Below are 21555 nucleotides of genomic sequence, written 5' to 3'. Positions count from 1 at the left end.
ATGGTGCGTCAGAACATGCCCTTGATCTTCGCCCACCATCCCGTTTCCGGCTCATGGTGCGGGCGCTCGACATTGTTGGTGAGCGCATTGACGAAGGTGACGAGATTGACCGCAGCGAAATTCAGGCCATGGAAATTCGCCCGCCAGCGGCCCTCCTTGTCGATCACATGGGTGACGGTGCCGTGCATCTGATAACCATCATCCGTCAGCGTGAACTTGTGGCCGAAGGCTTCCGCCAGCTTCCGGGTCGCATCCTCCGACTGGTCCGGGGTCGTGGTCAGGAACAGCCAATTGACGGGATCGAGCCCGTGCGCCTGCCCGTATTTGCCGAGCACATCCGGCGTGTCCCTGGTCGGGTCGGTGGTGATGGTCACAAAGCTGACCAGGCCCTTCATCGGCGTGCCGTTCACCATTTTCTGGACTTCGGCGATCTTCTCGGCATGCAGGGGGCACACATCCGGGCACGATGTGTAGATGAAGTGGAGGACGACCACCTTGCCGCGCAGGTCCGCCGTTCGCACAATACGCCCATCGGCGGTGCGCAGCGTGAAATCAGGCGCCGGCTTGTCGATCGCCTGGAAATATTTCTCGTCGCCCTCAAGCATGGCGTCGATTTCGTCGAGTGAGTGGGCTTGGGCCTGATACGAAAAGCCCGCGGTCAGCGCCGCAATGGCAATTACGCTTAGCAGCAAACACCTCCACTCGTTCAAAGCCGATGCAAGGCAGCGAGCCTTCAACCCGGACATATCTGTTCCTTTCTCACTCGGCAGCGATGCGGCTGCGGATGAAGTCGACCATGTCGGGCGCGTCCCATTCGGCCGGCCCAATCAGCCGGCCGATCTCCTTGCCATCGCGATTGATCAGCAGGGTTGCCGGAAGGCCGACGGTGCCGATGGCAAACATTGCCTTGCCCGAGACATCGATGTTGAGGGCGAGGAGCTTGATGCCGATCTCGGCAAAGAACTTCTTCACAATCTCAGGACCGGCACGGTCCATGGACAGCGCGACGACCTCGAAATCCGGACCGCCGAGTTTGGCCTGCAGACGATCGAGCGTCGGCATCTCCTTGCGGCAGGGCGCGCACCATGTCGCCCAGATGTTGAGCAGCACGACCTTGCCGTGGAAATCCGCAAGCGTTTTCGGCTTGCCATTGCCGTCCTCGAAGCTGATTTCCGGTACGGGGATGGGCGCCTCGTTAACGACGAAGTTCTGCGGTGGCTCGGCGGCTGATGCCGACAGCGAAAATGCCACCAGCAGCATGCCAATCAGGACCATGGCCAGTTTGCTCACAACAGCCTCACTCGGTCGCGTAGACGGTGGGTGCCTTGCCGTCCTTGGTGAAGGCGTAGACGACGAAGGGGCCTTGCTTCTCACCACCCATGCCCGGAGCGCCCGTCGGCATGCCGGCCAGCGTTATGCCGGTGATCGCCGGGCGTTCGGTCAAAAGCTTCTTGACGATCTCGACCGGCACCAGGCCATCGACGACATAGCCGTCGACAATCAGCGTGTGGCAACCTTCGAGGTCAGCCGGGACGCCGGCATCGCTGCTGATCTGAGAGAGATTGTCGACGGGCTTGATATCGACCTTGAAGCCGTTGTGCTCGAGATAGTTGGCGTAGGATTCGCAGCAGCTGCATTGCGGGTTCTTGTACATGACGGCGTTGATCGTGGCGGCGAAGGCAGGCAGCGGCGTTGCGATCAACAGGGACAGTGTGGCCAGGCGGTAGGTCAGTTTCATTGCAGTTCTCCTTGGTTGGATAAAAACTTTCAGGTCACGCGGAACACTGTCATCAGGCCGGCCATCTGGTGATCGGCGACATGGCAGTGCAGCATCCAGTCACCGGGATTGTCGGCAACGAAGGCGCATTCGATCGTGTCCTTGGGGGCGAGCAGCACCGTGTCCTGCCATTGCCGGTGCGGTACCGGCGAGCCGTTGCGCGAAAGCACCGACAGGCTGAAGCCGTGGACGTGCATGGGGTGCCACCAGGCGGTTTCGTTGCGCATGGTGAGACGGCAGGTGGCGCCGCGCGACAGCGTGAACTGCGGCGCCATTCCAGCGTGGCCGTCGCCGGTCATCGACATGCCGTTGATTGCCCAGGCGGCGGCGCCGTTCATGCCGGGCATCGCCATGCCCATCATGCCGCCGACGCCGGCCAGCTTGCCGCCGCCCATCATGCCGCCCTGCAGGACGATTTCATGCCGTTCGGCCTTGGCCAGGTCGGGGGCCGGCAGCGGATTGGCCGGCAAGCGAAGCGGCGCATCGAGAGGATGGTCGCGCAGCGGCGCTCCGGCGTCGTAGGCGAGCGTGGTCAGGGTGTAGGCGAGGCCATCGTAGTAATCGTCGATCACCGCGTGCCGGCTGCCGGGGTCGCCCTGCAGGTCGAGCAGGACATCGACGCGCATGGCAGGCGCCAGCACCAGGCGGCCGCTTTCAGGTTCGTGCGGATCGCAGGGCTGGCCATCGATGGCGATGACAACCGGCCGGTGGCCTTCGAAGCGCAGGGCCATGATGCGGGCGAGCGACGCATTGGCCAGCCGCAGCCGGAGGCGCTCGCCGGTCCGCACCTTCTGGTCCGCCGGGTGCGCGCCGTTGAGCGTCACGAGACGGCCGACGCGGCCGGACATGGCGGCATCCATCGCGCTGCCGAAGCCGGCGGCGATCCGTCCATCGGCCGCAAGCCGCCAGTCCTGCAGCAGCCACAGAATGTCACGGTCGACCGGAACCGGCTCGGCCTCCTCGACGATCAGCGCGCCGGCAAGGCCACGACCGAGCTGAACCAGGCTGTTGGCGTGCGGGTGATACCAGAAGGTGCCGGCATCGGGCGGGGTGAATTCATAAATAAAGTTTTCACCTGGCCTGGTCGGCTTCTGCGTCAGGCCGGGTACTCCGTCCATCGCGTTCGGCAGCCGGATGCCGTGCCAGTGAACCGTGGTGTCTTCGCCAAGTCCGTTCTCGACGACGATGCGAGCGGGCTGCCCCTGGCGCAGGCGCAGTGTCGGGCCTGGGACCGTGCCACCATAGGTCCATACCGGAGTGCGCGGGCCATCGGGGCCGACGAGCCGTGCCTGGCCCGGCGCCACCCTGATCCGGTGTTCGTCGGTAGCCAGTGCAGGGCGGATCGCTGCGGAGGCGGCAATGCTCGCTGCCGCAAACAGGAATTTGCGGCGCGTTATGAACGGACTTGAAACGGAATTCACCCTTGTGACCCCTGCGGTAACCGACGGCGAACGTCGCGACATCGATTGAATTGCTGCCGCGCCCGCTGCGCGGTACACGCAAGCGGGCGATCAGACGCCGTCAATCAACCGCGGAAACGGCAGAACGGCGTCAGACGAGAGTGCTGGGTCTTGGAGGGAATGGCTCGGGCAGCAGACTTCGCCCATGCAGGAACGCGGCGGGAAGCGCGGGCGGCAGCTCCGCCTGCGGCAGTCCCGTTACGGGGAGAGCTTCCGGCAGCACCGCCAGAACCGGTGCGACGCAGGTCGGCGCACATTGCATCGGTTTGTCGTTGTCGGCTGAGCTCTTGAGGCAAGCGCTGCAGTCGCCGCCCTTGGCATCGGCCATCTTGGCCATGTCGGCGCCGGTGGTGCCGGCATCTGAGGCCATCATCATGCGGCTGTCGATCGCCATCCTCGCCGACATGACGGCAGCCTGGGCGGCTGACAGGCTGAACCCGGCGGTCACGACCATCGCGAGCAGCATAGTCAGAAGGTGTTTGGGTGACAGACGTGCCATCTTCGGCCTAGGCTGGCCTCAAATAGCGGTTTTTGCAAGCCCCTGCGAGATCGAGACCGTCGAGGAACGGGGCGGCCAGCAATAACATTAACGGCATCACATCGGGACAGACCATGCAGCAAGCCATTACGTCGGACGGCCTTCGCCGGGTGGTGCTTGTCGTCGCGCTGTTGAACCTCGGTTATTTCGGCATCGAATTCGCCGTGGCGCTGGCGATCGGCTCGGTGTCGCTGTTCGCCGATAGCGTCGATTTTCTGGAAGATGCCTCGGTCAATCTCCTGATACTGCTCGCCATAGGATGGTCGCTGCGTGCCCGCTCGCGGGTCGGCATGGCGCTGGCGCTTATCCTTCTGGTGCCGGGCCTGGCGACGCTGTGGACCGCGTGGGAAAAGTTCAACATGCCGGTGCCGCCGCAGCCAACGGCCCTGACGCTGGCGGGGTTGGGCGCCTTGGCGGTCAACCTGTCATGCGCCTACATGCTGGCGCGCTACCGCCACCACAGCGGCAGTCTTACCAGGGCGGCATTCCTCTCGGCCCGCAACGACGCCGTCGCCAACATCGCGATCATACTGGCCGGGTTGGTGACGGCCTTCCTATGGCGCTCGGCATGGCCGGATCTGATCGTCGGCCTGGGAATCGCGGCACTGAATGCAGATGCGGCGCGCGAGGTCTGGGAGGCCGCTCGGGAAGAGCACCGGGCCATTTCGTAGGTCGCCAATGTAGGCCGTCGTACCCGGCCGCCAGTCCGCCAGAAACTTGCGTGGTTTCTAATATAAGTGCACACTTCCAAAGCGGGCGGAGGGAGAACGGCTCATAAGCAAAATCGGGAGGAAAACCATGGACAGCATGAGCCTCACCACACTGGAGCGCGGCAAGACGACCGTCGATGCCGCGGCTCTAGAGGCGCTTTCGGCGCAATTGCGCGGCACTGTTCTGAGTGAAGGCGACGCCGCCTACGACGAAGCGCGCACCATCTGGAATGCCATGATCGATCGGCGGCCCGGGCTGATCGTGCGCTGCGCCGGCGCCGCCGACGTTATCGCTGCCGTGAATTTTGCCAGGGAAAACAAGCTTCTGCTCGCGGTTCGCGGCGGCGGCCACAACATCGCCGGCAGCGCCGTCTGCGATGGCGGCCTGATGATCGATCTGTCGCCGATGAAGTCGGTGCGGGTCGATCCGGCGACGCGGCGGGCATGGGTGGAACCTGGAGCGACGCTCGCCGATGTGGACAGGGAAACACAGGCGTTTGAACTGGCAGTGCCGACCGGGATCAACTCGACGACCGGCATCTCAGGCCTGACGCTGGGCGGCGGCTTCGGCTGGATCACGCGGAAATTCGGCATGACCATCGACAGTCTTCTCTCCGCCGACGTGGTCACCGCAGACGGCAAGCTTTTGCGCGCCAGCCAGACGGAAAATCCGGACCTGTTCTGGGCGCTGCGCGGTGGCGGCGGCAATTTCGGCGTCGTCACGGCCTTCGAGTTCAAGCTCCATCAGGTCGGTCCACAGGTCCTGTCGGGACTTGTCGTTCATCCTTTTGCCGATGCCGAAAACGTGCTGCGTGAGTACCGGGCGGCGCTTGAAGCGGCGCCCAATGAGTTGACCTGCTGGGTGGTCATGCGGCAGGCGCCGCCGCTGCCGTTCCTGCCGGCGCAATGGCATGGCAAGGAGGTGCTGGTCCTGGCTATGTGCTATTGCGGCGACCTCCGGGAGGGCGAGAAGGCGACGCAAAGGCTTCGCGCCATCGGCACACCGATTGCCGATGTTGTCGGTCCTAACCCGTTCACCGGCTGGGAGCAGGCATTCGATCCGCTGCTGGCGCCAGGCGCTCGAAACTACTGGAAGAGCCATGACTTCACCGAGCTGTCCGACAGCGCGATCGAGGTCGTCACGGCCGCGATACCCCGGCTTCCGGGGCCGGAATGCGAGATATTCTTCGCCCATCTCGGCGGTGCCGCGGGCCGTGTGACAGCGGATGCAACGGCGTTTCCGCAACGCAGCGCGCACTACGTCATGAATGTTCACGCGCGCTGGCGCGAACCGGCAATGGACCGCGCCTGCATCGACTGGGCGCGCGGCATCTATGAAGGCACGAGGCCCTTCGCCGCTGGCACGGTCTACGTCAACTTCATGCCGGACGACGAAGTCGACCGGGTCGCAGCCGCCTATGGCGGAAACCATCAGCGGCTTCTGGAGATCAAGCAGCGCTATGATCCGCTGAACCTGTTCCGCATGAACCAGAATTTGCGTTCCCTGGAGAATTTGCGCGCCGCTTAGGCCAGGGAGATCATCAAAAGGCCCGCGTCTCCGAAGAGGGGCGCGGGCCGGTTTTCGTTGGCATGCGCTAGGCAGGTATCAAGACGGCGATACGGTGGATGCCGACCACCTTGCTGGTGTTGGCTGCCTCGTCGGTCTTGCCCTTGGAGCAGGTATAGACGTCACCTTCCTTGAGCTTGAATTGCTTGTCGGCTTTCTTGATGGTGAATTCACCGGCGGTAATGGTGCACACCATGTCGTTGTCCATTACCATTGCAGGAGCGGCTGCTCCCGGCTGAAAGACGATATCGACAATTGAGATGCTCTTGTAGGCGGGGATATCGGAATTGCCCGTGCCGACCTCAACGAGCCTGACGCCAGGGGCTATCTCCTTGCCTTCCTTCGGGCCGTATTTCTTGACCTTTGCAGCAGCCGCCAGCGTGAACAAAGGCATTACCGCGGCCGCCGTCACGCCGAGCGCGATTGCAGACCTGCGATTTATGGTTTTCATCACATCCTCCCATTGTATTGGCCATGCACCAATGCGCATGGCCGCAATATATTAACACATATGCAGGTAATTGCAGCACGGCGTTCCGTAGCTTCCGGGAGCGAAACGCCTCGCGGTCGAATGCGACCGAATAGCAAACAATTCCATGCTATGCTGGCGAGCCATCAAACGGGCGACGGGGATAGCAATGTTGGAAACGGACAAGGTGTTCGCTGGCTCAATTCCGGAAAACTACGACCGCTATATGGTGCCTTTGATTTTCGAGCCGTTCGCCGCAGATCTTGCACGACGAGCAGCGTCCTTGTCGCCAAGCGCCGTTTTGGAAACCGCCGCGGGCACCGGGGTTGTCACCCGCGCATTGGCGCCAAAACTGTCCCCCGATGCAAGCTATGTCGTAACCGACCTCAACCAGCCGATGCTCGACTACGCCGCTTCGCAGCAAGCTCCCGACGATCGCATCAAATGGCGTCAGGCGGATGCCCTGGCGCTGCCGTTTGAAAATGCGGCCTTTGATCTCGTTTGTTGTCAGTTCGGTGCGATGTTCTTTCCCAACCGCTCATCTGCCTACCGCGAGGCCCGGCGAGTCCTGAAACCCGGAGGACATTTTCTATTCAGCGTATGGGATCGCATCGAAGAGAATGTGTTTGCCGACGATGTGACGAATGCTCTGGCGAGGATTTTTCCGAACGATCCGCCGCGCTTTCTGGCACGCACGCCGCATGGCTACCACGATACGGCACTGATCCGCAGCGAGCTGGAGGACGCAGGTTTTTCCGGTGTGGTGATCGAGACGAGGGCCGAACAAAGCCGTGCGTCCTCGCCGCGCCTTCCGGCCGTTGCTTATTGCCAGGGTACTCTGCTTCGCAACGAAATCGAGGCCAGGCAGGCGGGAAAGCTGGACGCTGCAACCGATTATGCCGCAGCCGCGATTGCAGACAGGCATGGCAGCGGCGAGGTTGCTGCCAAAATTCAGGCTCACATAATCATGGCTGTAGCCTAGGTGTTTGAATATCCCGTTCCAGCCTTCGCGACATTCAGCTGCTATGCGGCAAACATCTTGCCGCTATCCCAAATTCTCAGACGTTAACCGTTCATTCGCCCGCGTGGCAGTCGACAAGTGGCAGTTCGACAAGTGGCCGTTGACCGATAGCCGGGGCTTGATGGCGGCGGCTGCCGGCCGCGCGATTCTGGTAGGCCCGACTTCATTTTGGCAGCCATGGCCGACTCCGCCCAGCAAGGTCTAGTCATTTCGCTTTCTTGACTCGGCCGACAAAAACGGGCAGCAAAGTCATCATTGGAGGGCAGTTTTGCCAACTATGCAGGTTTTGGAGGGCGTTTTTCGGTGTGACCGTCGCCCAATCGGCGGTCGGTAGAGGGATTGGTTAACCAACTTTGTCCATCTTTTGAATCAATCGGCAACAGACGCGAAGTGTGCTGGGGGCACCAGGCGAACTGTGAATGTCACGGCTGCGAAATCCGCTAGCCGGCATCGGCCGATTGAGAGTGGTTGAATGGCGTTTGTAAGTGCGAAAACCCGGGGTGACAGTCCTGCAACTGGATTGACTTCGATGAGGCCCGGCCTGCGCTGGGTCGCGGTTCCGGCCGTCGGCGCAGCCATTGCTTTATGGTCGGTAGCGACCTTGGCCGGCCTCAATTCGATGGCAACCTCGCTCACCGCCGCTTCCAACGGTCTTCCGCAAAGCCTGCTCGCGCCGCGCACCATCGCGCTCGCCGATCCTCGCCGCAGCCTTGCAAAGGCGCAGGCCCCGACGTGGGCCGCGGCAAACGCAGCGCTGTCGGCCCAGCTGCTGCAGCATGAATGCGATGCCAATTGCCTGCGGTCGGCGTCGAACTTCGTTCACCAGGGAAAATCGGCGCGTCTCAAGCGCAATACCGTGCCGCCTGTCGCCGCCGCATCGCGGCATCCAAGCTTCGACGACGTGGTGGCCAAAGCCGCGCTGTCGCCGCAAAAGCTTGCCGCCGCCTTTGCCCGTGCCTCCTCCGGCTCACCCGTCATGCTCGCAAGCCTGCCGGCCGACGCCCGGTTCGCCGAGCCGGTACGCATACCCGACCCGAACGGCCCGGCATCGGTGCGCTTCGGGCCGGAGGTGGCGGAGATCGAACGCTCGTCGCGACTGGCGCTAGCGCTGGCGAATACATTGCCGGAACAGATGATCGACGTGCTTCCGGCAGCCGTCGCGGCAAGCGAGCCCGCGGGTTCGCAAGAGCCGCAAGAACCTGAGGTCCAACTGGCCTCGCTGCCGCCGCAGGACGACATGCCCGACAGCATTCCGCTGCCGACGCTGCGTCCGCGGGCGGACATCGATGAGCCGGCGCCTCGCGCTCAAGCCTTGAAAGACCAGGCGCCGAAAGACCGGGCGCCAAAGGATCAAGCAGCAGAAACGGAGCCGCCCCAGGCATCCAAGGCCCAGGCATCCAAGACCCAGGCATCCAGGGCGAGCAAGGTCCAGACGGCCGACGCTCCGCCGGCCGAAACGCAACCCGGCAGCCTGTCGCCTCGCAATTCGTCACAAGCGGCAGTGCCGGCGGTGTCGGGCAAGCCGGGCAAACGGTCGAAGACGCAGGGCGGCGACATGCTGGCCTATGCCAAGCCCGACATGCCTTCCGGCGGTCTCGGCGGGGCCTTCAGGAACCTGTTCACCACGCCCAACATGGGCAGCGGCGTCGCCGTCTACGACATTTCGGCTAAGACCGTCTATATGCCTGACGGCTCGCGGCTGGAGGCGCATTCGGGACTGGGCGCGATGGTCGACCAGCCGCGCTATGTTCACAAAAAGAATGTCGGTCCAACACCGCCCGACACTTACAATCTGACGCTGCGGGAATCGCGCTTCCACGGCGTCGAGGCACTGCGTCTCACCCCTGCCAGCGGCAGCAACAAATATGGCCGCGACGGCCTGCTCGCCCACACCTACATGCTGCGCGGCGGCCGCGCCGAATCCAATGGTTGCGTCGTCTTCAAGGACTATGCCCGCTTCCTCGCCGCCTACAAGAAGGGCAAGATCAAGCGCCTCGTCGTGGTGCCGCGCCTGTCGAAGCCGTTGACACGCGTCGCCCAAGAGGGCCGCGGCGCGTAGACGGTAGCGGCAGCGACGCAATATGAAAGCCGTTTTGTCGCGATCCTTCGCCCCCCGGCATCGCTGGTTTTGCCGCCCGGACGTTCCCGCCCGCTTTCCAACAGATTGTCAGTAGCCGGCCGCGAAACGGTTTTCATTCCCGGCCGAGGATATTATGACTGACCGGCCGGGGCGGCTCCAGCTTCAAACAATCACGAGGACATCATGACAATACGCGCTGTCGTCTGGGGCGAGAATATCCATGAGCGGACCAATGAGGTGGTCGCGGGCATCTATCCCGAGGGCATGCATGCGACTATTGCCAATGCGCTGAAGCTCGACCCGGAGATTTCGGTATCGTGGGCAACGCTGGAGCAGAAGGAGCATGGGCTGCCGGCCGACCGTCTGGCCGAGACCGATGTCTTGCTGTGGTGGGGACACAAGGACCATGGCGGCGTCGCCGACGAAGTGGTCGAGCGCGTGGCGCGCCGCGTCTGGGAAGGCATGGGGCTGATCGTTCTCCATTCCGGCCATTTCTCGAAGATATTCAAGAAGCTGATGGGCACGCCGTGCACGCTGAAATGGCGCGAGGCGGGCGAGCGCGAGCGGCTTTGGGTGACCAGCGCCAATCACCCGATCGCTGCCGGGATCGGCGAGTATTTCGAGCTCGAGAACGAGGAGATGTATGGCGAGCAGTTCGCCGTGCCGGAGCCGCTGGAAACCGTGTTCATCTCGTGGTTCCAGGGCGGCGAAGTGTTCCGGTCGGGGCTGACCTATCGCCGCGGCGCCGGCAACATCTTCTATTTCAGGCCCGGCCACGAGACCTATCCGACCTATCACGACGCCAATGTCCAGAAGGTGCTGCGCAATGCGGTGAAATGGGCGCACAACCCGCAAGGCGCCAATCCGGCCATCCTCGATGCGCCGAACGTGCCGGTGGAAAAGGCGCTCGAGCCGATCGTCGAGCGTGGCGGAAAGCTGCATTCCGCGGGCGAAGCCGGCTTCCGCTAGGCTACGATCTCGAACCGTTGGTTCGGGAAATCCATGATCGAACAAGAAGATAAAGCCCTGTCCTAAGGATAAGAATCATGCGTCTGTTGATACTCGGTACCGGCTGGATGGCGGAGGAGCACGCCAGGCAGTTCGGCAAGATCGAGGGCGTCGAACTGATCGGCGCCGTCGATCTCGACCGTACGCGCGTCGACAAGTTTTCGGACATCTACGGCATCCGCAACCGCTTCGCGTCGCTGGACGAGGCGCTGGCATGGGGCAAGTTCGACGCGGTGGCGAACGTGACGCCCGATCGCGTCCACCATCCGACCACCATGATGCTGATCGCGGCGGGCAAGCCGGTGCTGTGCGAGAAACCGCTGGCCGAAAATTACCAGCGGGCCAGTGAAATGGCCGATGGCGCCGAGCGGGCCGGCATCATCAACATGGTCAACCTGACCTATCGCAATGTCGCGCCGCTGCAGAGGGCGCGCGCCATGGTGCTGGCCGGCGAGATCGGCACGGTCAGGCATGTCGAGGCGTCCTATCTGCAGAGCTGGCTGGTGTCCAAGTTCTGGGGCGACTGGCGCACCGATCCGAAATGGCTGTGGCGGCTGTCGCGCGGCCACGGCTCCAATGGCGTGCTGGGCGACGTCGGCATCCACATTCTCGATTTCGCCAGCTATGGCGCGGCGCTCGACATCGACCATGTGTTCTGCCGGCTGAGATCCTTCGACAAGGCGCCCGGCAACCGCATCGGCGAGTACGGGCTCGACGCCAATGACAGCTTCACCATGGCGCTGGATTTCAGCAACGGCGCCTTCGGCGTCGTCCATGCCAGCCGCTGGGCAACCGGCCATTTGAACGAACTCCGGCTGCGCATCTACGGCGACAAGGGTGGCATCGAAGTCGTGCACAATCTGACCGGCTCGGAGCTGAAAGCCTGCATCGGTGAAGATGTCGAAAACGCCAAATGGCAGGTTCTCGACGCCGGAACGGTGGCGACCAACTACCAGCGCTTCGTCGATGCAGTCCGCAACGGCGTCCAGGCCGAACCGTCGTTCCGGCATGCTGCCGAATTGCAGAAGGTCCTCGACCTCGCAGTCGTCTCGGATGGGAAGAGGGCCGAATTGAGCACGCACGCGGATGCGCAATAGGCTTGGGTTCCCTCGCCGTCGGACGGGGCAGTCAGGGTCGAAACAAACTGATCCCTTTGAACGACCGAGTTCGAATCTCGGCCGTTCACGGCAGGAAGCGACGCCTGTGAAGGAAGAGTTCATCCTCTTGAAGAGAGGCCATCGAGCAGGAAGCCGAGGCCTTTCCGGAAAGCACCATCCCAATCGTTATCCAACAGCAGACGGGAGCGCTCAATTGTCGGGTAGCGTTCGCTGAGACGCGTATGGCGCTGCTGCGTGGCGGCCCTGCCGTCGTCCGAGAGGTCGAAGTTCGCCCGGCTGATGGTGGCGCCCATCACATAGTTCCACAGCGACCATATCGCGACGTTCAGATCTGCGTCCGCCACACCGGCCCTGGACAAGGTCTTGCTCAGCAGTTCCAGGCGACCGAGGATGTTCGGGCCGAGCGCCCGGCGCGGCAACAGCGATGCCGACCAAGGATGGCGCAGCATGCTGGCGCGCCAGTCTTCGAGCATATGGACGACTTGCCCGCGCCAGTCTCGAGACTCAACCATTTGCGGTCCACGATATTCGAGCACCGAATCGAGCGCCAGATCAAAGACATCCTCCTTGTTGTCGACGTGCCAATATAGGCTCATCACGCCCGAGCCGAGGCGATCGGCCAGCCGACGCATCGTCAATCCGTCGACCCCTTGAGCGTCCAGCAGCTCCACCGCGGTCGCCACGATACGTTCCCGCGACAAAGGCGGTTCACTGCGCGACTCCTGCACGGGCTGGAGCCGCCCGCTTGTCCGTTGAGACCGCGTGCTCCGGGCGCCGCTGCGTTTGGCTGCCATCCGTCTTCCCCGCTGTTCAGGCCATCGATTTTGACCGGCAACGCGATGAATGTCGATCCTGAACGATTGACTCGTACATCGTACCATGCGACTGGCTCGTGCGGTGTACGAGCCGATCGCCGATACCGGTTAATGTTCAATCATGGCGGCCGCGAGGGTTACGTTGCTCGCGGTCCGCAGAGCCAAGAGAAAATCATGCCACGCGCCAAGCGCCTGCTTATCGGAGGGTTAATTGTTATGACCATGGGAGTTTCCACTGCTGCGACGGCGAATGAGAAAGATCTCAAATTGACCATCGTCAATCCACAAACCCTCTACGACCCGTCACCGAATGGCTACAGCACGGCAGTGATCACGCCCCGCGGAGCCCGGGTGGCCTACATCTCCGGCCAGGGCGGCCAGGACAGCACGGGAGCCTTGTCGCCCGACTTCGCTGTCCAGGTTGCGCAGGCCTATGCAAAATTGGCGCACCGCCCTCGATGCGCTCGGTGCGAGGCCGGATCAGGTCGCCAAGCTCACGGTCTTCGTGGTCGATCACAATATGTCTAAGCTCGAGGTGTTGACCAAGAACGTCAAGGAGATGTTCGTCGAGGCACTGCCGGCGCAGACTCTGGTTCCCGTTCCCAAGCTTGCAATCGACCCGATGCTCTTCGAGGTGGAGGCCGTTGTCGTGCTTGACTAGGTGCGCGGCTGTAGCTCCGATCGCCCAAATTGAAATGGGTCGAGCGCGCCTGCGACAGCCGCGCGATCGCCATCACGAGGGGCGAGCAACAGGGCTTCGCCTGTTGCATCGGCGACAAGGGTGGCGTCGAAGTCGTGCACAATCAGGGTCGCACCACGCCTTCGTCATCCCAGGACGGAGCAAGGAGCGGTGCGACGCGGCGCAGACCCTGGGATGACGAAGTCATGATGGCTGAAGGCAAATTACGGATGTCGGAGATTTACGCAGCGTTCCCGCCGCCTGCCGCCTCGCTTCGCTCTTGCTCCGCCCTGGGACGAAGTCATGATGGCTGAGGGTCAATTGCGGATGTCGGAGATCGGCGGAGCGTTTCCTGGTCCCACCCAACATAGCCGCACCTGGAGATGAAATCATGGAGACCAGCGTAAGGAAGCTATTCGAGCGATATGAGCGCTTTTTCAACCAGTCCCTCGGCGGCGACATGGACATGGATGAGGTCGCATCGCTGTATGCCTCGGACTTCATAGCGGCTTCGCCCGCCGGGGTCATGACCGGAAAGAACGATGAGCAACTCAAGCAGGTCATGGCGCAAGGCTATGCGCACTATCGCGCGATAGGGACGAAGGAAACGCGGATACGCAACGTCCGGCTCTCGCCGATAGACGAACATCATTGCGTGGCTCATGTCGCCTGGACGGCAACCTATGCCCGCAAGGATCAATCGAAGGTGGCGATAGATTTTGACGTCCACTACCTCGTGCAGAAGTTGGACGGGGAGCCGAAGGTTTTCGGCTGGATATCGGGCGACGAGCAGGCGCTGTTGAGAAAGCACGGCATCGTCTGAGGTCCGCTTTCTCCTAATGCCCCCTAATGCCGCAGGATCTTGCTCAGAAAAGCGCGGCCGCGGTCGGTCTTCGGGTTGGAGAAGAACTCGTCCGGCGTGCCGCTCTCGACGATGGCGCCGCGTCCATGAACACGACGCGCTGGGCGACCTTGCGGGCAAAGCCCATCTCGTGCGTCACCACCGTCATGGTCATGCCTTCCTCGGCGAAGATGTCGAGAACGCCAAATGGCAGGTTCTGGACGCCGGAACGGTGGCGACCAACTACCAGCGCTTCGTCGATGCAGTCCGCAACGGCGTCCAGGCCGAACCGTCATTCCTGCATGCGGCCGAATTGCAGAAGGTCCTCGATCTCGCCGTCGTCTCGGATGAGAAGCGGGCCGAATTGAGCACCCACGCGGATGCGCAATAGGCTTGGGTTCCTCGCCCCCGCCAAGCGGTGGGAGAGGTGGCCGCAAAAGCGGCCGGAGAGGGGTCTTTGGCAGCGAGGGCCTTCGCAAGAATGAAATGTCTTTGATGTCGGGACAAGGTCGCACGCAATGACATGGTCAGCGCAATTCCCCCTCTCCGTCTCGGCGACCCGAGTGGTTTGTGAAACTCGCTAGCCGCTAGCGAGACTGAACTAACTCGGAAGGTCAGTTGACTCTTCGCCGCAACGGCCCATCGTTGATTGTTGGCCTACCTTTCCGACCAACTTTTGAACAGGGAGGAAACCATGGAAGCCGTCAATCGTAGATCCACAATTGCACTCGGTCTTACACTGGCCGCAACGCCTCTGATCGCTTGGGGGACACCAGCAGCCGCCCAGACTTACGGCCCCGATGAGGGCAAGGAGGTCTCACCCGGCGTCAGAGTTGTAGCGCTTGGTGAGCGCAAGTCGGTCATACCAGCCTATGCAACGGTGAAGCTGCGCGATGTTGTCATTCAGCCCGGAGCGAAGACGACTGACAACATGATGAAGAACGACATGCTCTGCCACATGACTGAGGGAGAACTTTCGGTCGTTCACAACAAACAAAAGTTCACAGTCAAGAAGGGCGATGTTTGGGCCTGCGCTAATGGCGCTACGACAGAAGGCACCCAGAACACGAGCAGTGCGGTCGCGATCATGCGGGTCATCGATTTGATGCCAGCATAAGGGAAGCGGCTGGTGGAAGTGCGGCAATGGCCGCCCTAAGAGGAAGCCCGGCGCGCATCTGTCGTATTAGGGAACGTCCAGCGAAGGGCCGCTTTCCATCCATCTTGGCCATCGACGACAGCCAGCTGAGTTGAGTTTGAACCCTAATGCCGCAGGATCTTGCTCAGGAAGGCGCGGCTGCGGTCCGTCTTCGGGTGCGAGAAGAACTCGTCCGGCGTGCCGCTCTCGACAATGGCGCCGGCGTCCATGAACACGACGCGCTGGGCGACCTTGCGGGCAAAGCCCATCTCGTGCGTCACCACCATCATGGTCATGCCTTCCTCGGCGACCGCGACCATGACGTCGAGCACTTCCGAGATCATCTCTGGATCGAGCGCCGAGGTCGGCTCGTCGAACAGCATGATCTTGGGGCGCATGCCGAGGCAGCGCGCGATCGCCACGCGCTGCTGCTGGCCACCTGACAGCTGCGCGGGATAGGCATTCACCTTGTCGGCGAGGCCGACCTTGGCGAGCAGCTCGCGCCCGGCCTTCTCGGCTTCGGTGCGCGGGATCTTGCGCACGTGGATTGGCGCCAGCGTGACGTTCTCGAGCGCCGTCTTGTGCGGGTAGAGGTTGAACGACTGGAAGACGAAGCCGATCTCGGTGCGCAGCCGCGTCATGTTGGTGGCGGGGTCGCCGAGGCGCTGGCCGTCGACCGTAAGGTCGCCGTCGCGGATCGTCTCCAGCCCATTGATGCAGCGGATCAAGGTGCTCTTGCCCGAGCCGCTCGGCCCGCAGACGACGACCACTTCGCGCGGCTCGACGCTCAACGTGATATCCCTGAGCACATTGAGCTGGCCAAACCATTTGTTGACGCCGCGAAATTCGATCATGCCGGTTTTGGTCATATTGCCGGACCCTTGGGGTTCGATGTCACAACTGCACCTCGTCATGCGCCGCACCCATGCGCTGTTCCAGCCGGCGGGCCAGCATGATCAGGGGATAGCAGACGATGAAATAACCGAGGCCGACGAGGAAGAAGACGAGCAGGCCGTTCGGCACACGCTGCACCACCAGCCAGCCGACGCGCGTGAGGTCGGTGAGCCCGATGGCCGAGACCACCGAGGAATCCTTGATCAGCAGCACATATTGCCCGACCAGCGGCGGCAGCACGATGCGCATCGCCTGCGGCAGCACGACCTGGCGCATGCGCTGCCAGCGCGACAGGCCGGACGCCAACGCCGCCTCTACCTGGCCGGTCGGCACCGAGCGGATGCCGGCGACGACGATCTCGCAGATGAAGCAGGCGGCCAGATTGGTCAGCGCGATGATGCCGGCGGTGAAGGCGTCGAGCTCGATGCCGAGTTCCGGCAGGATGAAGAAGATCAGGAAGATCTGCACCAGGAACGGCGTGCCGCGGATCAGGTCGACCCAGGCACCGATCGCGCCGCTGATCAGCCGGTTGCCGCCGGTGCGCAGAATGCCAAGGCCGAAGCCGAGCAGCGTGCCCAGCACCAGGCTGATCAGCGACAGCACCACGGTCATGCCGAGGCCGCGCAGCGCGAGGGGATAGCTGCCGGCGATGCTTTGCAGCTGCTGCCAGATCATGTCCGTGCCCCCGCCAGGCCGAGCCAGCGCCCGGAGAGCGCCGCCAGTCCCTTCAGCCCGTAATAGAGCAGCAGGTAGAAGGCGGCGATGGTGACAAAACCTTCGGCCGGCATGAAGCGGTCGGAGGCGAGCAACTGTCCGGCGCGCGTCAGCTCGGCGACCGAGATCAGCGACAACAGCGCGGAATCCTTGACCAGCACAATCGCCTGGCCGAGCAACGGAGGGATCGTCACCTTGAACGCCTGCGGCAGGATGACGAGGCGCATGCGCTGGATATAGGTCATGCCCGAGGCGACGCCGGCCTCGACCTGGCCGCGCGGGATCGACAGGATGCCGGCGCGGATGATCTCGGCGACATAGGCGCCGCTGTTCAGCGACAGGGCCAGGATGCCGACGACGAGCTCGGGCAGGACGAAGCCGAGCCGCGGCAGGCCGAAATAGAGGAAATAAAGCTGCGCCAGCAGCGGCGTGGCGCGCACGGCGTCGATATAGGCCTTGGCCGGGACGCGGAACAGCCGGCCGCGCTGCAGGTTCATGGCGGCGAGCACGATGCCGACGGCGAGCGCGCCGGCAAAGGAGAGGACAGACAGCCACACGGTCGTGACGAGGCCCTGCCCGAACAGGGGCAGATATTCGACGATGGTGCGGAAGCTGAAGTTTTCGAGCATGGGTGTGGCGGTGAATGGCGAGTAGGGGAGTAGGGGAGTAGGGGAGTAGGGGAGTAGGGGAAACGGCCATCCCGGACGCGCTTCCCTACTCCCTACTCACTCTCCTCAGTGATCCTTCTTCCAGGCGTCGGAATTGACCCAGTAGTCGAGGTTCTTCTGCAGGCGGCCGTCGAGGCTGACCTGGTCGAGGAACAGGTTCATCCAGGTCAACAGATCCTGCTCGTCATAGCGCGTGGCGAAGGCCAGAGGCTCCTTCGACAGCATGTCCGGCATGATGGTGAAACTGCCGGCCGGGTAAGCGGTCGACTGGCCCTTGACCGCCGAGACGTCGTTGACGCCGCAATCGGCCTGGCCGTTGTTGACGGCGTCGAGCAACAGCGGGCCGCCGCCCTTGTAGCTCTTGATGTCGGCATCGGGGAAGGCGGCCTTGGCTTCCTTCTCGCCGGTGGCGCCAAGCAGCACGGCGATCTTGGTGCCCTTGGCCTTGCAGTCCTCGGTGGACTTGAAGGCGGTCCCAGCCTTGGTGAAGACGGTGCTGCCCGTGTACATGTAAGGCTTGGTGAAGGCGACCTTCATGCCACGCGCCAGCGTCGGTGTCATGTCGGCGACCAGAAGATCGGCCTTGCCCGACAGCAGCGCCGGGATCAGGCCATCCCAGTCGAAGTCGAGGAAGGTGATCTTGACGCCCATTTCCTTGGCCATCAATTCGGCGAGTTCGACCGAACTGCCGGTGCGTTCGCCGGCAGCACCCACCAGCGAGAAGGGCGGTCCTTGCGTCTGCACCGCAACGCGCAGCTCACCGCGCTTGGTGATCTCGTCGAGCGTTCCGGCGCTGGCGGCGGCGGTGAGGCCGGCGAGCGCAAGTCCGGCGATGAAAAGCTTGGCAATCTTCATTTGGGCATTCCTCCTTGTTGTCGTTTGTTGTTCCACTTGTTGTTTCACCCCATCGAGGTGCTTTTTGAGCGGCAGCGCCGTTGCCGGCAGCAACCACCGTTCGAAAATCCTTCAGTCCCAGCTCACCGTTTCGGCAACCTTGATGCCGCGCCTAGCCAGCTCATCGAGGAAGCGGCCATCCGGCACATGCAGCAGCGGGTTGAGCAGGCCGGGCGTAGCGATCTCGCGCCGTGCCAGCATCTGCGCCACGATGCTGGCGGGATAGCCGACGCCGAGGCTCATGCCGAACAGGCCGGAGGCGAGGTCGCGTTCGATGACCAGCTCCGAGGTCACCGTCTTGCGGCGGCCGCGTTCGCTGCCGACAAAGACGTTGCGCATGACGCAAAGGTCCTTTTCGTCGGCGCCATATTGCAGTTGCGGACCGAGCAGCCGGCCGAGGAATTCGCGTGGGCTGACGCCGGTGCCGGGCACCTTGTCCTCGGAGAGGAAGCCGAGCCGCTTCAGCGGCACCCAGAACGCCGACCAGCCGGGCCAGCGCAGCGAATAGCGGCCGGAGCGCTGCAGCCCCTTGGCGGCGGCGAGCATGCCGGCATAATGTGGCGCGTCGCCATTGGGGAAGGCTTCGAGCCTGCCCAGTCCGGCCACCTCGATTTCGTGGATGAAGCGATTGTCGTGCTGGCGGGCGGCCGGCACGTCGACCCGTTTGCCGTCCTCGACCAGCACGCTGTCGCGGTTCTGGCTGATCAGAACCATGTCGAAATTCCAGCTCACCTTGTAGCGCAGCGGCTCGACCGCCGCTTTCGGCTCGGGAATGCCGCCACAGTAGGAATCGATCGCAGTGATGGTGTCGAACTGGCTTGCGGCGCGTGCGTAGAGCACCAGGTCGATGCCGGGGTCGAGCCCGCATTCGGTCACGATCGACACGCCGGCCTTTTCGGCCTCCAGCGCCAGATCGGCGATCGCCTTGCCGTAATTGGTGGTGACCAGCGGCGTGCGCGTCGCGATCGCCGCCTGCACCGCCTCGCGCATCAGCGGTTGCGGCAACAGGTCGATGACCGCATCGACGTCCGTCATCACATCGGCCAATGCCGGACCGATCGCGCCCTGCGGCACGACGAAACGCACCCGGGCAAGGTTGGTCAGGCCGCCAAGCCGTGCAGCGCCGTCGGTTGTAGTGTCGACGCAGACCACTTGCTCGACACCATCGCTGGCAACGAGGTCAGCGATCGCCGCCCGGCCTTGCAGGCCGAGGCCGCCGAGAACCGCGATCTTCATGCCATTTCCTTTCGCGTCTCGTCCGACCAGCAGCCTTCGGGCAGGCTGACCCATTTGTTGCAGGACGCCATGACGACGAAGGTCTCGCTGCGCACGACCTCGCCCGGCTCACCGGCGCCGGGGATCAGCTCGCTGGTGACGCGGTAGAGATCGGCGACATCACCGGCCACGGTCACGTCGACGATGATGTCGAAGCGCCCGGTGACGACGGCGGCCGAGTTCACGAAAGGCAATTCCGAGATACGCTGCGCCAGTTCTCGCGCCCGACCACGCCCTTGCGCATTGATGCCGACGATCGCCGAGATCAGTTCGGGGCGCTCGGTCAGGTTGAGCAGCCCGACGATCTTGAGCAGGTTGCGGTCGAGCAGACTGCGCAGCCGCATGCGCACCGTCGGCACCGAGATCGCCATCTTCTCGGCAAGGCGGTTGACGCCAAGCTGCGCATCCTGCGACAGCAGCTTGACCAGTCGCCGGTCGGTCTGATCGAGATGTTCCCGCAAACGCTCAGGCTTTCATAAAGGGAAAGAAACGATTGGATTTTCTTTCGGATATGAAAATACCTTATGAGAGATTTTTAACAACGGCAAGAGCCATGTCATCCGCCGTGGCTCTGTGCCTGTCGGTAGTTTCGTCGCAGATGCCACATTTTGTTCTTGCTTTGTGCCGGCAGCTATGCTACTAATTTGGGTGTGGTGCCAATTGGCTCCAACGACCCGTCCGCCCGAGGCGGGTTTTTTGTTTCCGGATCTTTTGAAGGTTCAGCGCCGCCGGTTTAAGGTTGGCGGGATAGCGTCGTTCTGCGGGGCGCAGCTGCAACTCATGCCTTCACGTGACGGGCGGAGAGGCTCATCCGCGAAATGGCCAAAACCGGCTTTTCAATAAAACTGTAGCTGGCCAGGGAGACGGCAATGCAGGCGGCGACAATCACCATGCCAGCAAGCCATGGTGATACATTGGCGCTTGCAACGACAGGAGCAGTCGCAAGCAGCACAATAGGATGCGTCAGATAGAGAGAGTAGGAAGCGTCACCCAACCTTGCCAGCACGCGAGGAGCAAAAAGCCGGAAGTAGCTTTCCAGGCTGATGCAACCCGCGACAAGGATCAACGCCGGGATTCCCTGAGCAAGGGTTCGCGGCAAGTTGAAGCCAAGTACCATCACCAGCATGGACACGATGCCGAACACGATTGCCGAGACACCCGGGACGGCAGGCAAACGCGCCAGTCTGCCGACCAGGTGGCCGAGAGCCATGCCGGCAAGGAACTCAAACAGGATTGGCGTGGTATAGAAAAACAGCACAGTGTCGGCGGCGGGTTTGAAGATGATGCGCGCCGCCACGGCGATTGCAAAGACAACGCCGACCGCGGCCATTTGCGTCAACCTGCCAAAACGCATAGTCGCCGCGAACAGAATGTAAAACAGGATTTCCAGATTGAGCGTCCAGCCCACGCCAAGCACCGGTTGGACAAAGCCTGTGACCGTATCGAGATAGGGTATGAAAAGCAGGCTATTGCTGATCTGCTCAAGAGACACTGCACGAGCGGCAAACAACCAAAGTGCGGCGACCATGAGGAAGGTCATGACCCAATAGAACGGAACGACGCGCGTGAACCGCTGCATCAAAAATGCTCGGTGGTCGCGACGTCTGTTCTCCGTCGAGAGAATCATGACAAAACCACTGATGACGAAAAACAGGTCGACGCCACTGTTTAGAACGGGAATACGCAGATCGAGCATGCCCAGTGCGGCCGGAAGATGATAGATAACAACCATGAGGGCTGCTAGCCCGCGCAGGACCTGTATCGATGTATATTGTTGAACCCGACGCGGCGCAGCGTGATCATTCTGTGGAATGATGTTCATCAAAAATGGTCCCCGGTGCGGGAGAGCTTTAACACACGTGATCGTTGGTGTGCTGATTAACTGCTGGTTT

Annotated in this window: 22 protein-coding genes and 3 pseudogenes; 10 read left to right on the top strand and 15 right to left on the bottom strand. The window is 62.5% G+C overall.

Going from position 1 to position 21555, the window contains the following annotated elements; genetic code table 11:
* Positions 1 to 8 precede the first annotated feature (8 nt).
* From NKG60_RS04105 to NKG60_RS04085, 5 genes are all read right to left on the bottom strand, one after another.
* Positions 9 to 692, bottom strand: coding sequence for an SCO family protein (locus tag NKG60_RS04105; RefSeq protein ID WP_502912293.1), 684 nt, complete (start codon positions 690 to 692; stop codon positions 9 to 11).
* Positions 693 to 759: 67 nt separating this feature from the next.
* Entirely contained in the window at positions 760 to 1290 is a 531-nt protein-coding gene (locus tag NKG60_RS04100; protein ID WP_352974148.1) for a TlpA family protein disulfide reductase, read from the bottom strand.
* 7 nt (positions 1291 to 1297) lie between these two features.
* Positions 1298 to 1738, bottom strand: a complete 441-nt coding sequence (locus NKG60_RS04095; protein WP_352974147.1) for a DUF411 domain-containing protein — start codon at positions 1736 to 1738, stop codon at positions 1298 to 1300.
* A gap of 29 nt (positions 1739 to 1767) precedes the next feature.
* The gene (locus NKG60_RS04090; RefSeq protein ID WP_352974146.1) at positions 1768 to 3198 is read right to left on the bottom strand and encodes a multicopper oxidase family protein; all 1431 of its coding nucleotides are present in this window, start codon (positions 3196 to 3198) and stop codon (positions 1768 to 1770) included.
* A gap of 130 nt (positions 3199 to 3328) precedes the next feature.
* The gene (locus NKG60_RS04085; RefSeq protein ID WP_352974145.1) at positions 3329 to 3736 is read right to left on the bottom strand and encodes a hypothetical protein; all 408 of its coding nucleotides are present in this window, start codon (positions 3734 to 3736) and stop codon (positions 3329 to 3331) included.
* A gap of 113 nt (positions 3737 to 3849) precedes the next feature.
* Between NKG60_RS04085 and NKG60_RS04080 the strand changes: the two genes are divergently transcribed.
* Entirely contained in the window at positions 3850 to 4446 is a 597-nt protein-coding gene (locus NKG60_RS04080) for a cation efflux transmembrane domain-containing protein (protein WP_352974144.1), read from the top strand.
* Between the two features lie 127 nt (positions 4447 to 4573).
* Positions 4574 to 6013 (top strand): FAD-binding oxidoreductase, encoded by a 1440-nt coding sequence (locus NKG60_RS04075; RefSeq protein ID WP_352974142.1) that lies wholly within the window; start codon positions 4574 to 4576, stop codon positions 6011 to 6013.
* Positions 6014 to 6080: 67 nt separating this feature from the next.
* On the opposite strand, the gene NKG60_RS04070 is transcribed toward NKG60_RS04075, so the two are convergent.
* A complete protein-coding gene (locus NKG60_RS04070; protein WP_352661771.1) occupies positions 6081 to 6503 on the bottom strand; it encodes a hypothetical protein in 423 nt (140 codons plus the stop codon).
* 187 nt (positions 6504 to 6690) lie between these two features.
* Between NKG60_RS04070 and NKG60_RS04065 the strand changes: the two genes are divergently transcribed.
* From NKG60_RS04065 to NKG60_RS04050, 4 genes are all read left to right on the top strand, one after another.
* Positions 6691 to 7503: a class I SAM-dependent methyltransferase gene (locus tag NKG60_RS04065; RefSeq protein ID WP_352974141.1), complete on the top strand. Its 813-nt coding sequence runs from the start codon at positions 6691 to 6693 to the stop codon at positions 7501 to 7503.
* A 568-nt stretch (positions 7504 to 8071) separates the two neighbouring features.
* Positions 8072 to 9601, top strand: coding sequence for a tlde1 domain-containing protein (locus tag NKG60_RS04060; protein WP_352974140.1), 1530 nt, complete (start codon positions 8072 to 8074; stop codon positions 9599 to 9601).
* 204 nt (positions 9602 to 9805) lie between these two features.
* Positions 9806 to 10591, top strand: a complete 786-nt coding sequence (locus NKG60_RS04055; RefSeq protein ID WP_352661762.1) for a ThuA domain-containing protein — start codon at positions 9806 to 9808, stop codon at positions 10589 to 10591.
* Between the two features lie 77 nt (positions 10592 to 10668).
* A complete protein-coding gene (locus NKG60_RS04050; RefSeq protein ID WP_352661759.1) occupies positions 10669 to 11727 on the top strand; it encodes a Gfo/Idh/MocA family protein in 1059 nt (352 codons plus the stop codon).
* A 119-nt stretch (positions 11728 to 11846) separates the two neighbouring features.
* Here NKG60_RS04050 and NKG60_RS04045 read toward each other — a convergent pair whose 3' ends face one another.
* Complete coding sequence (locus NKG60_RS04045; protein WP_352661756.1) at positions 11847 to 12542, bottom strand: TetR/AcrR family transcriptional regulator; 696 nt, start codon at positions 12540 to 12542, stop codon at positions 11847 to 11849.
* Positions 12543 to 12737: 195 nt separating this feature from the next.
* On the opposite strand from NKG60_RS04045, the pseudogene NKG60_RS04040 reads away from it, so the two are divergent.
* Together NKG60_RS04040 and NKG60_RS04035 are read left to right on the top strand one after the other, a co-directional pair.
* Positions 12738 to 13224: pseudogene (locus NKG60_RS04040) on the top strand (RidA family protein).
* Between the two features lie 409 nt (positions 13225 to 13633).
* The gene (locus NKG60_RS04035; protein WP_352661750.1) at positions 13634 to 14065 is read left to right on the top strand and encodes a DUF6841 family protein; all 432 of its coding nucleotides are present in this window, start codon (positions 13634 to 13636) and stop codon (positions 14063 to 14065) included.
* 23 nt (positions 14066 to 14088) lie between these two features.
* On the opposite strand, the pseudogene NKG60_RS04030 reads toward NKG60_RS04035, so the two are convergent.
* Positions 14089 to 14270: pseudogene (locus NKG60_RS04030) on the bottom strand (polar amino acid ABC transporter ATP-binding protein); the annotation flags it as partial.
* Here NKG60_RS04030 and NKG60_RS04025 point away from each other — a divergent pair.
* A pseudogene (locus NKG60_RS04025) lies at positions 14259 to 14474 on the top strand (Gfo/Idh/MocA family protein); the annotation flags it as partial. The pseudogenes NKG60_RS04030 and NKG60_RS04025 overlap by 12 nt on opposite strands.
* 303 nt (positions 14475 to 14777) lie before the next feature.
* Positions 14778 to 15200, top strand: coding sequence for a hypothetical protein (locus tag NKG60_RS04020; RefSeq protein WP_352475654.1), 423 nt, complete (start codon positions 14778 to 14780; stop codon positions 15198 to 15200).
* A 143-nt stretch (positions 15201 to 15343) separates the two neighbouring features.
* Here NKG60_RS04020 and NKG60_RS04015 read toward each other — a convergent pair whose 3' ends face one another.
* From NKG60_RS04015 to NKG60_RS03985, 7 genes are all read right to left on the bottom strand, one after another.
* Positions 15344 to 16087, bottom strand: coding sequence for an amino acid ABC transporter ATP-binding protein (locus NKG60_RS04015; RefSeq protein WP_352661744.1), 744 nt, complete (start codon positions 16085 to 16087; stop codon positions 15344 to 15346).
* 25 nt (positions 16088 to 16112) lie between these two features.
* Positions 16113 to 16787 carry an amino acid ABC transporter permease gene (locus NKG60_RS04010; RefSeq protein WP_352974138.1) on the bottom strand — a complete coding sequence of 225 codons (675 nt, stop codon included), beginning with the start codon at positions 16785 to 16787 and terminating at the stop codon, positions 16113 to 16115.
* Positions 16784 to 17455: an amino acid ABC transporter permease gene (locus NKG60_RS04005; protein WP_352974136.1), complete on the bottom strand. Its 672-nt coding sequence runs from the start codon at positions 17453 to 17455 to the stop codon at positions 16784 to 16786. Before NKG60_RS04005 ends, NKG60_RS04010 begins: the two co-directional genes overlap by 4 nt.
* 105 nt (positions 17456 to 17560) lie before the next feature.
* Positions 17561 to 18349 (bottom strand): ABC transporter substrate-binding protein, encoded by a 789-nt coding sequence (locus NKG60_RS04000; protein WP_352661735.1) that lies wholly within the window; start codon positions 18347 to 18349, stop codon positions 17561 to 17563.
* A gap of 111 nt (positions 18350 to 18460) precedes the next feature.
* Positions 18461 to 19624 (bottom strand): saccharopine dehydrogenase family protein, encoded by a 1164-nt coding sequence (locus NKG60_RS03995; protein WP_352661732.1) that lies wholly within the window; start codon positions 19622 to 19624, stop codon positions 18461 to 18463.
* Positions 19621 to 20124: an Lrp/AsnC family transcriptional regulator gene (locus NKG60_RS03990; RefSeq protein WP_352661729.1), complete on the bottom strand. Its 504-nt coding sequence runs from the start codon at positions 20122 to 20124 to the stop codon at positions 19621 to 19623. The genes NKG60_RS03995 and NKG60_RS03990 overlap by 4 nt, the downstream gene beginning before the upstream one ends.
* A gap of 317 nt (positions 20125 to 20441) precedes the next feature.
* The gene (locus NKG60_RS03985; RefSeq protein WP_352661726.1) at positions 20442 to 21485 is read right to left on the bottom strand and encodes an acyltransferase family protein; all 1044 of its coding nucleotides are present in this window, start codon (positions 21483 to 21485) and stop codon (positions 20442 to 20444) included.
* Positions 21486 to 21555 lie beyond the last annotated feature (70 nt).

The organism is Mesorhizobium sp. M1428 (assembly GCF_040317515.1).
Classification (GTDB): domain Bacteria; phylum Pseudomonadota; class Alphaproteobacteria; order Rhizobiales; family Rhizobiaceae; genus Mesorhizobium.
Note: the sequence above shows the minus strand (reverse complement) of the source record. Positions and strands in the feature narration are given on the sequence as shown.

What these genes read in the sequence shown, in the direction of transcription:
- NKG60_RS04095 (WP_352974147.1), bottom strand. Translation starts at nt 1,738, where the DNA reads ATGAAACTGACCTACCGCCTGGCCACACTGTCCCTGTTGATCGCAACG.
- NKG60_RS04085 (WP_352974145.1), bottom strand. Translation starts at nt 3,736, where the DNA reads ATGGCACGTCTGTCACCCAAACACCTTCTGACTATGCTGCTCGCGATG.
- NKG60_RS04080 (WP_352974144.1), top strand. Translation starts at nt 3,850, where the DNA reads ATGCAGCAAGCCATTACGTCGGACGGCCTTCGCCGGGTGGTGCTTGTC.
- NKG60_RS04075 (WP_352974142.1), top strand. Translation starts at nt 4,574, where the DNA reads ATGGACAGCATGAGCCTCACCACACTGGAGCGCGGCAAGACGACCGTC.
- NKG60_RS04070 (WP_352661771.1), bottom strand. Translation starts at nt 6,503, where the DNA reads ATGAAAACCATAAATCGCAGGTCTGCAATCGCGCTCGGCGTGACGGCG.
- NKG60_RS04065 (WP_352974141.1), top strand. Translation starts at nt 6,691, where the DNA reads ATGTTGGAAACGGACAAGGTGTTCGCTGGCTCAATTCCGGAAAACTAC.
- NKG60_RS04060 (WP_352974140.1), top strand. Translation starts at nt 8,072, where the DNA reads ATGAGGCCCGGCCTGCGCTGGGTCGCGGTTCCGGCCGTCGGCGCAGCC.
- NKG60_RS04055 (WP_352661762.1), top strand. Translation starts at nt 9,806, where the DNA reads ATGACAATACGCGCTGTCGTCTGGGGCGAGAATATCCATGAGCGGACC.
- NKG60_RS04050 (WP_352661759.1), top strand. Translation starts at nt 10,669, where the DNA reads ATGCGTCTGTTGATACTCGGTACCGGCTGGATGGCGGAGGAGCACGCC.
- NKG60_RS04045 (WP_352661756.1), bottom strand. Translation starts at nt 12,542, where the DNA reads ATGGCAGCCAAACGCAGCGGCGCCCGGAGCACGCGGTCTCAACGGACA.
- NKG60_RS04035 (WP_352661750.1), top strand. Translation starts at nt 13,634, where the DNA reads ATGGAGACCAGCGTAAGGAAGCTATTCGAGCGATATGAGCGCTTTTTC.
- NKG60_RS04020 (WP_352475654.1), top strand. Translation starts at nt 14,778, where the DNA reads ATGGAAGCCGTCAATCGTAGATCCACAATTGCACTCGGTCTTACACTG.
- NKG60_RS04015 (WP_352661744.1), bottom strand. Translation starts at nt 16,087, where the DNA reads ATGACCAAAACCGGCATGATCGAATTTCGCGGCGTCAACAAATGGTTT.
- NKG60_RS04010 (WP_352974138.1), bottom strand. Translation starts at nt 16,787, where the DNA reads ATGATCTGGCAGCAGCTGCAAAGCATCGCCGGCAGCTATCCCCTCGCG.
- NKG60_RS04005 (WP_352974136.1), bottom strand. Translation starts at nt 17,455, where the DNA reads ATGCTCGAAAACTTCAGCTTCCGCACCATCGTCGAATATCTGCCCCTG.
- NKG60_RS04000 (WP_352661735.1), bottom strand. Translation starts at nt 18,349, where the DNA reads ATGAAGATTGCCAAGCTTTTCATCGCCGGACTTGCGCTCGCCGGCCTC.
- NKG60_RS03995 (WP_352661732.1), bottom strand. Translation starts at nt 19,624, where the DNA reads ATGAAGATCGCGGTTCTCGGCGGCCTCGGCCTGCAAGGCCGGGCGGCG.
- NKG60_RS03985 (WP_352661726.1), bottom strand. Translation starts at nt 21,485, where the DNA reads ATGAACATCATTCCACAGAATGATCACGCTGCGCCGCGTCGGGTTCAA.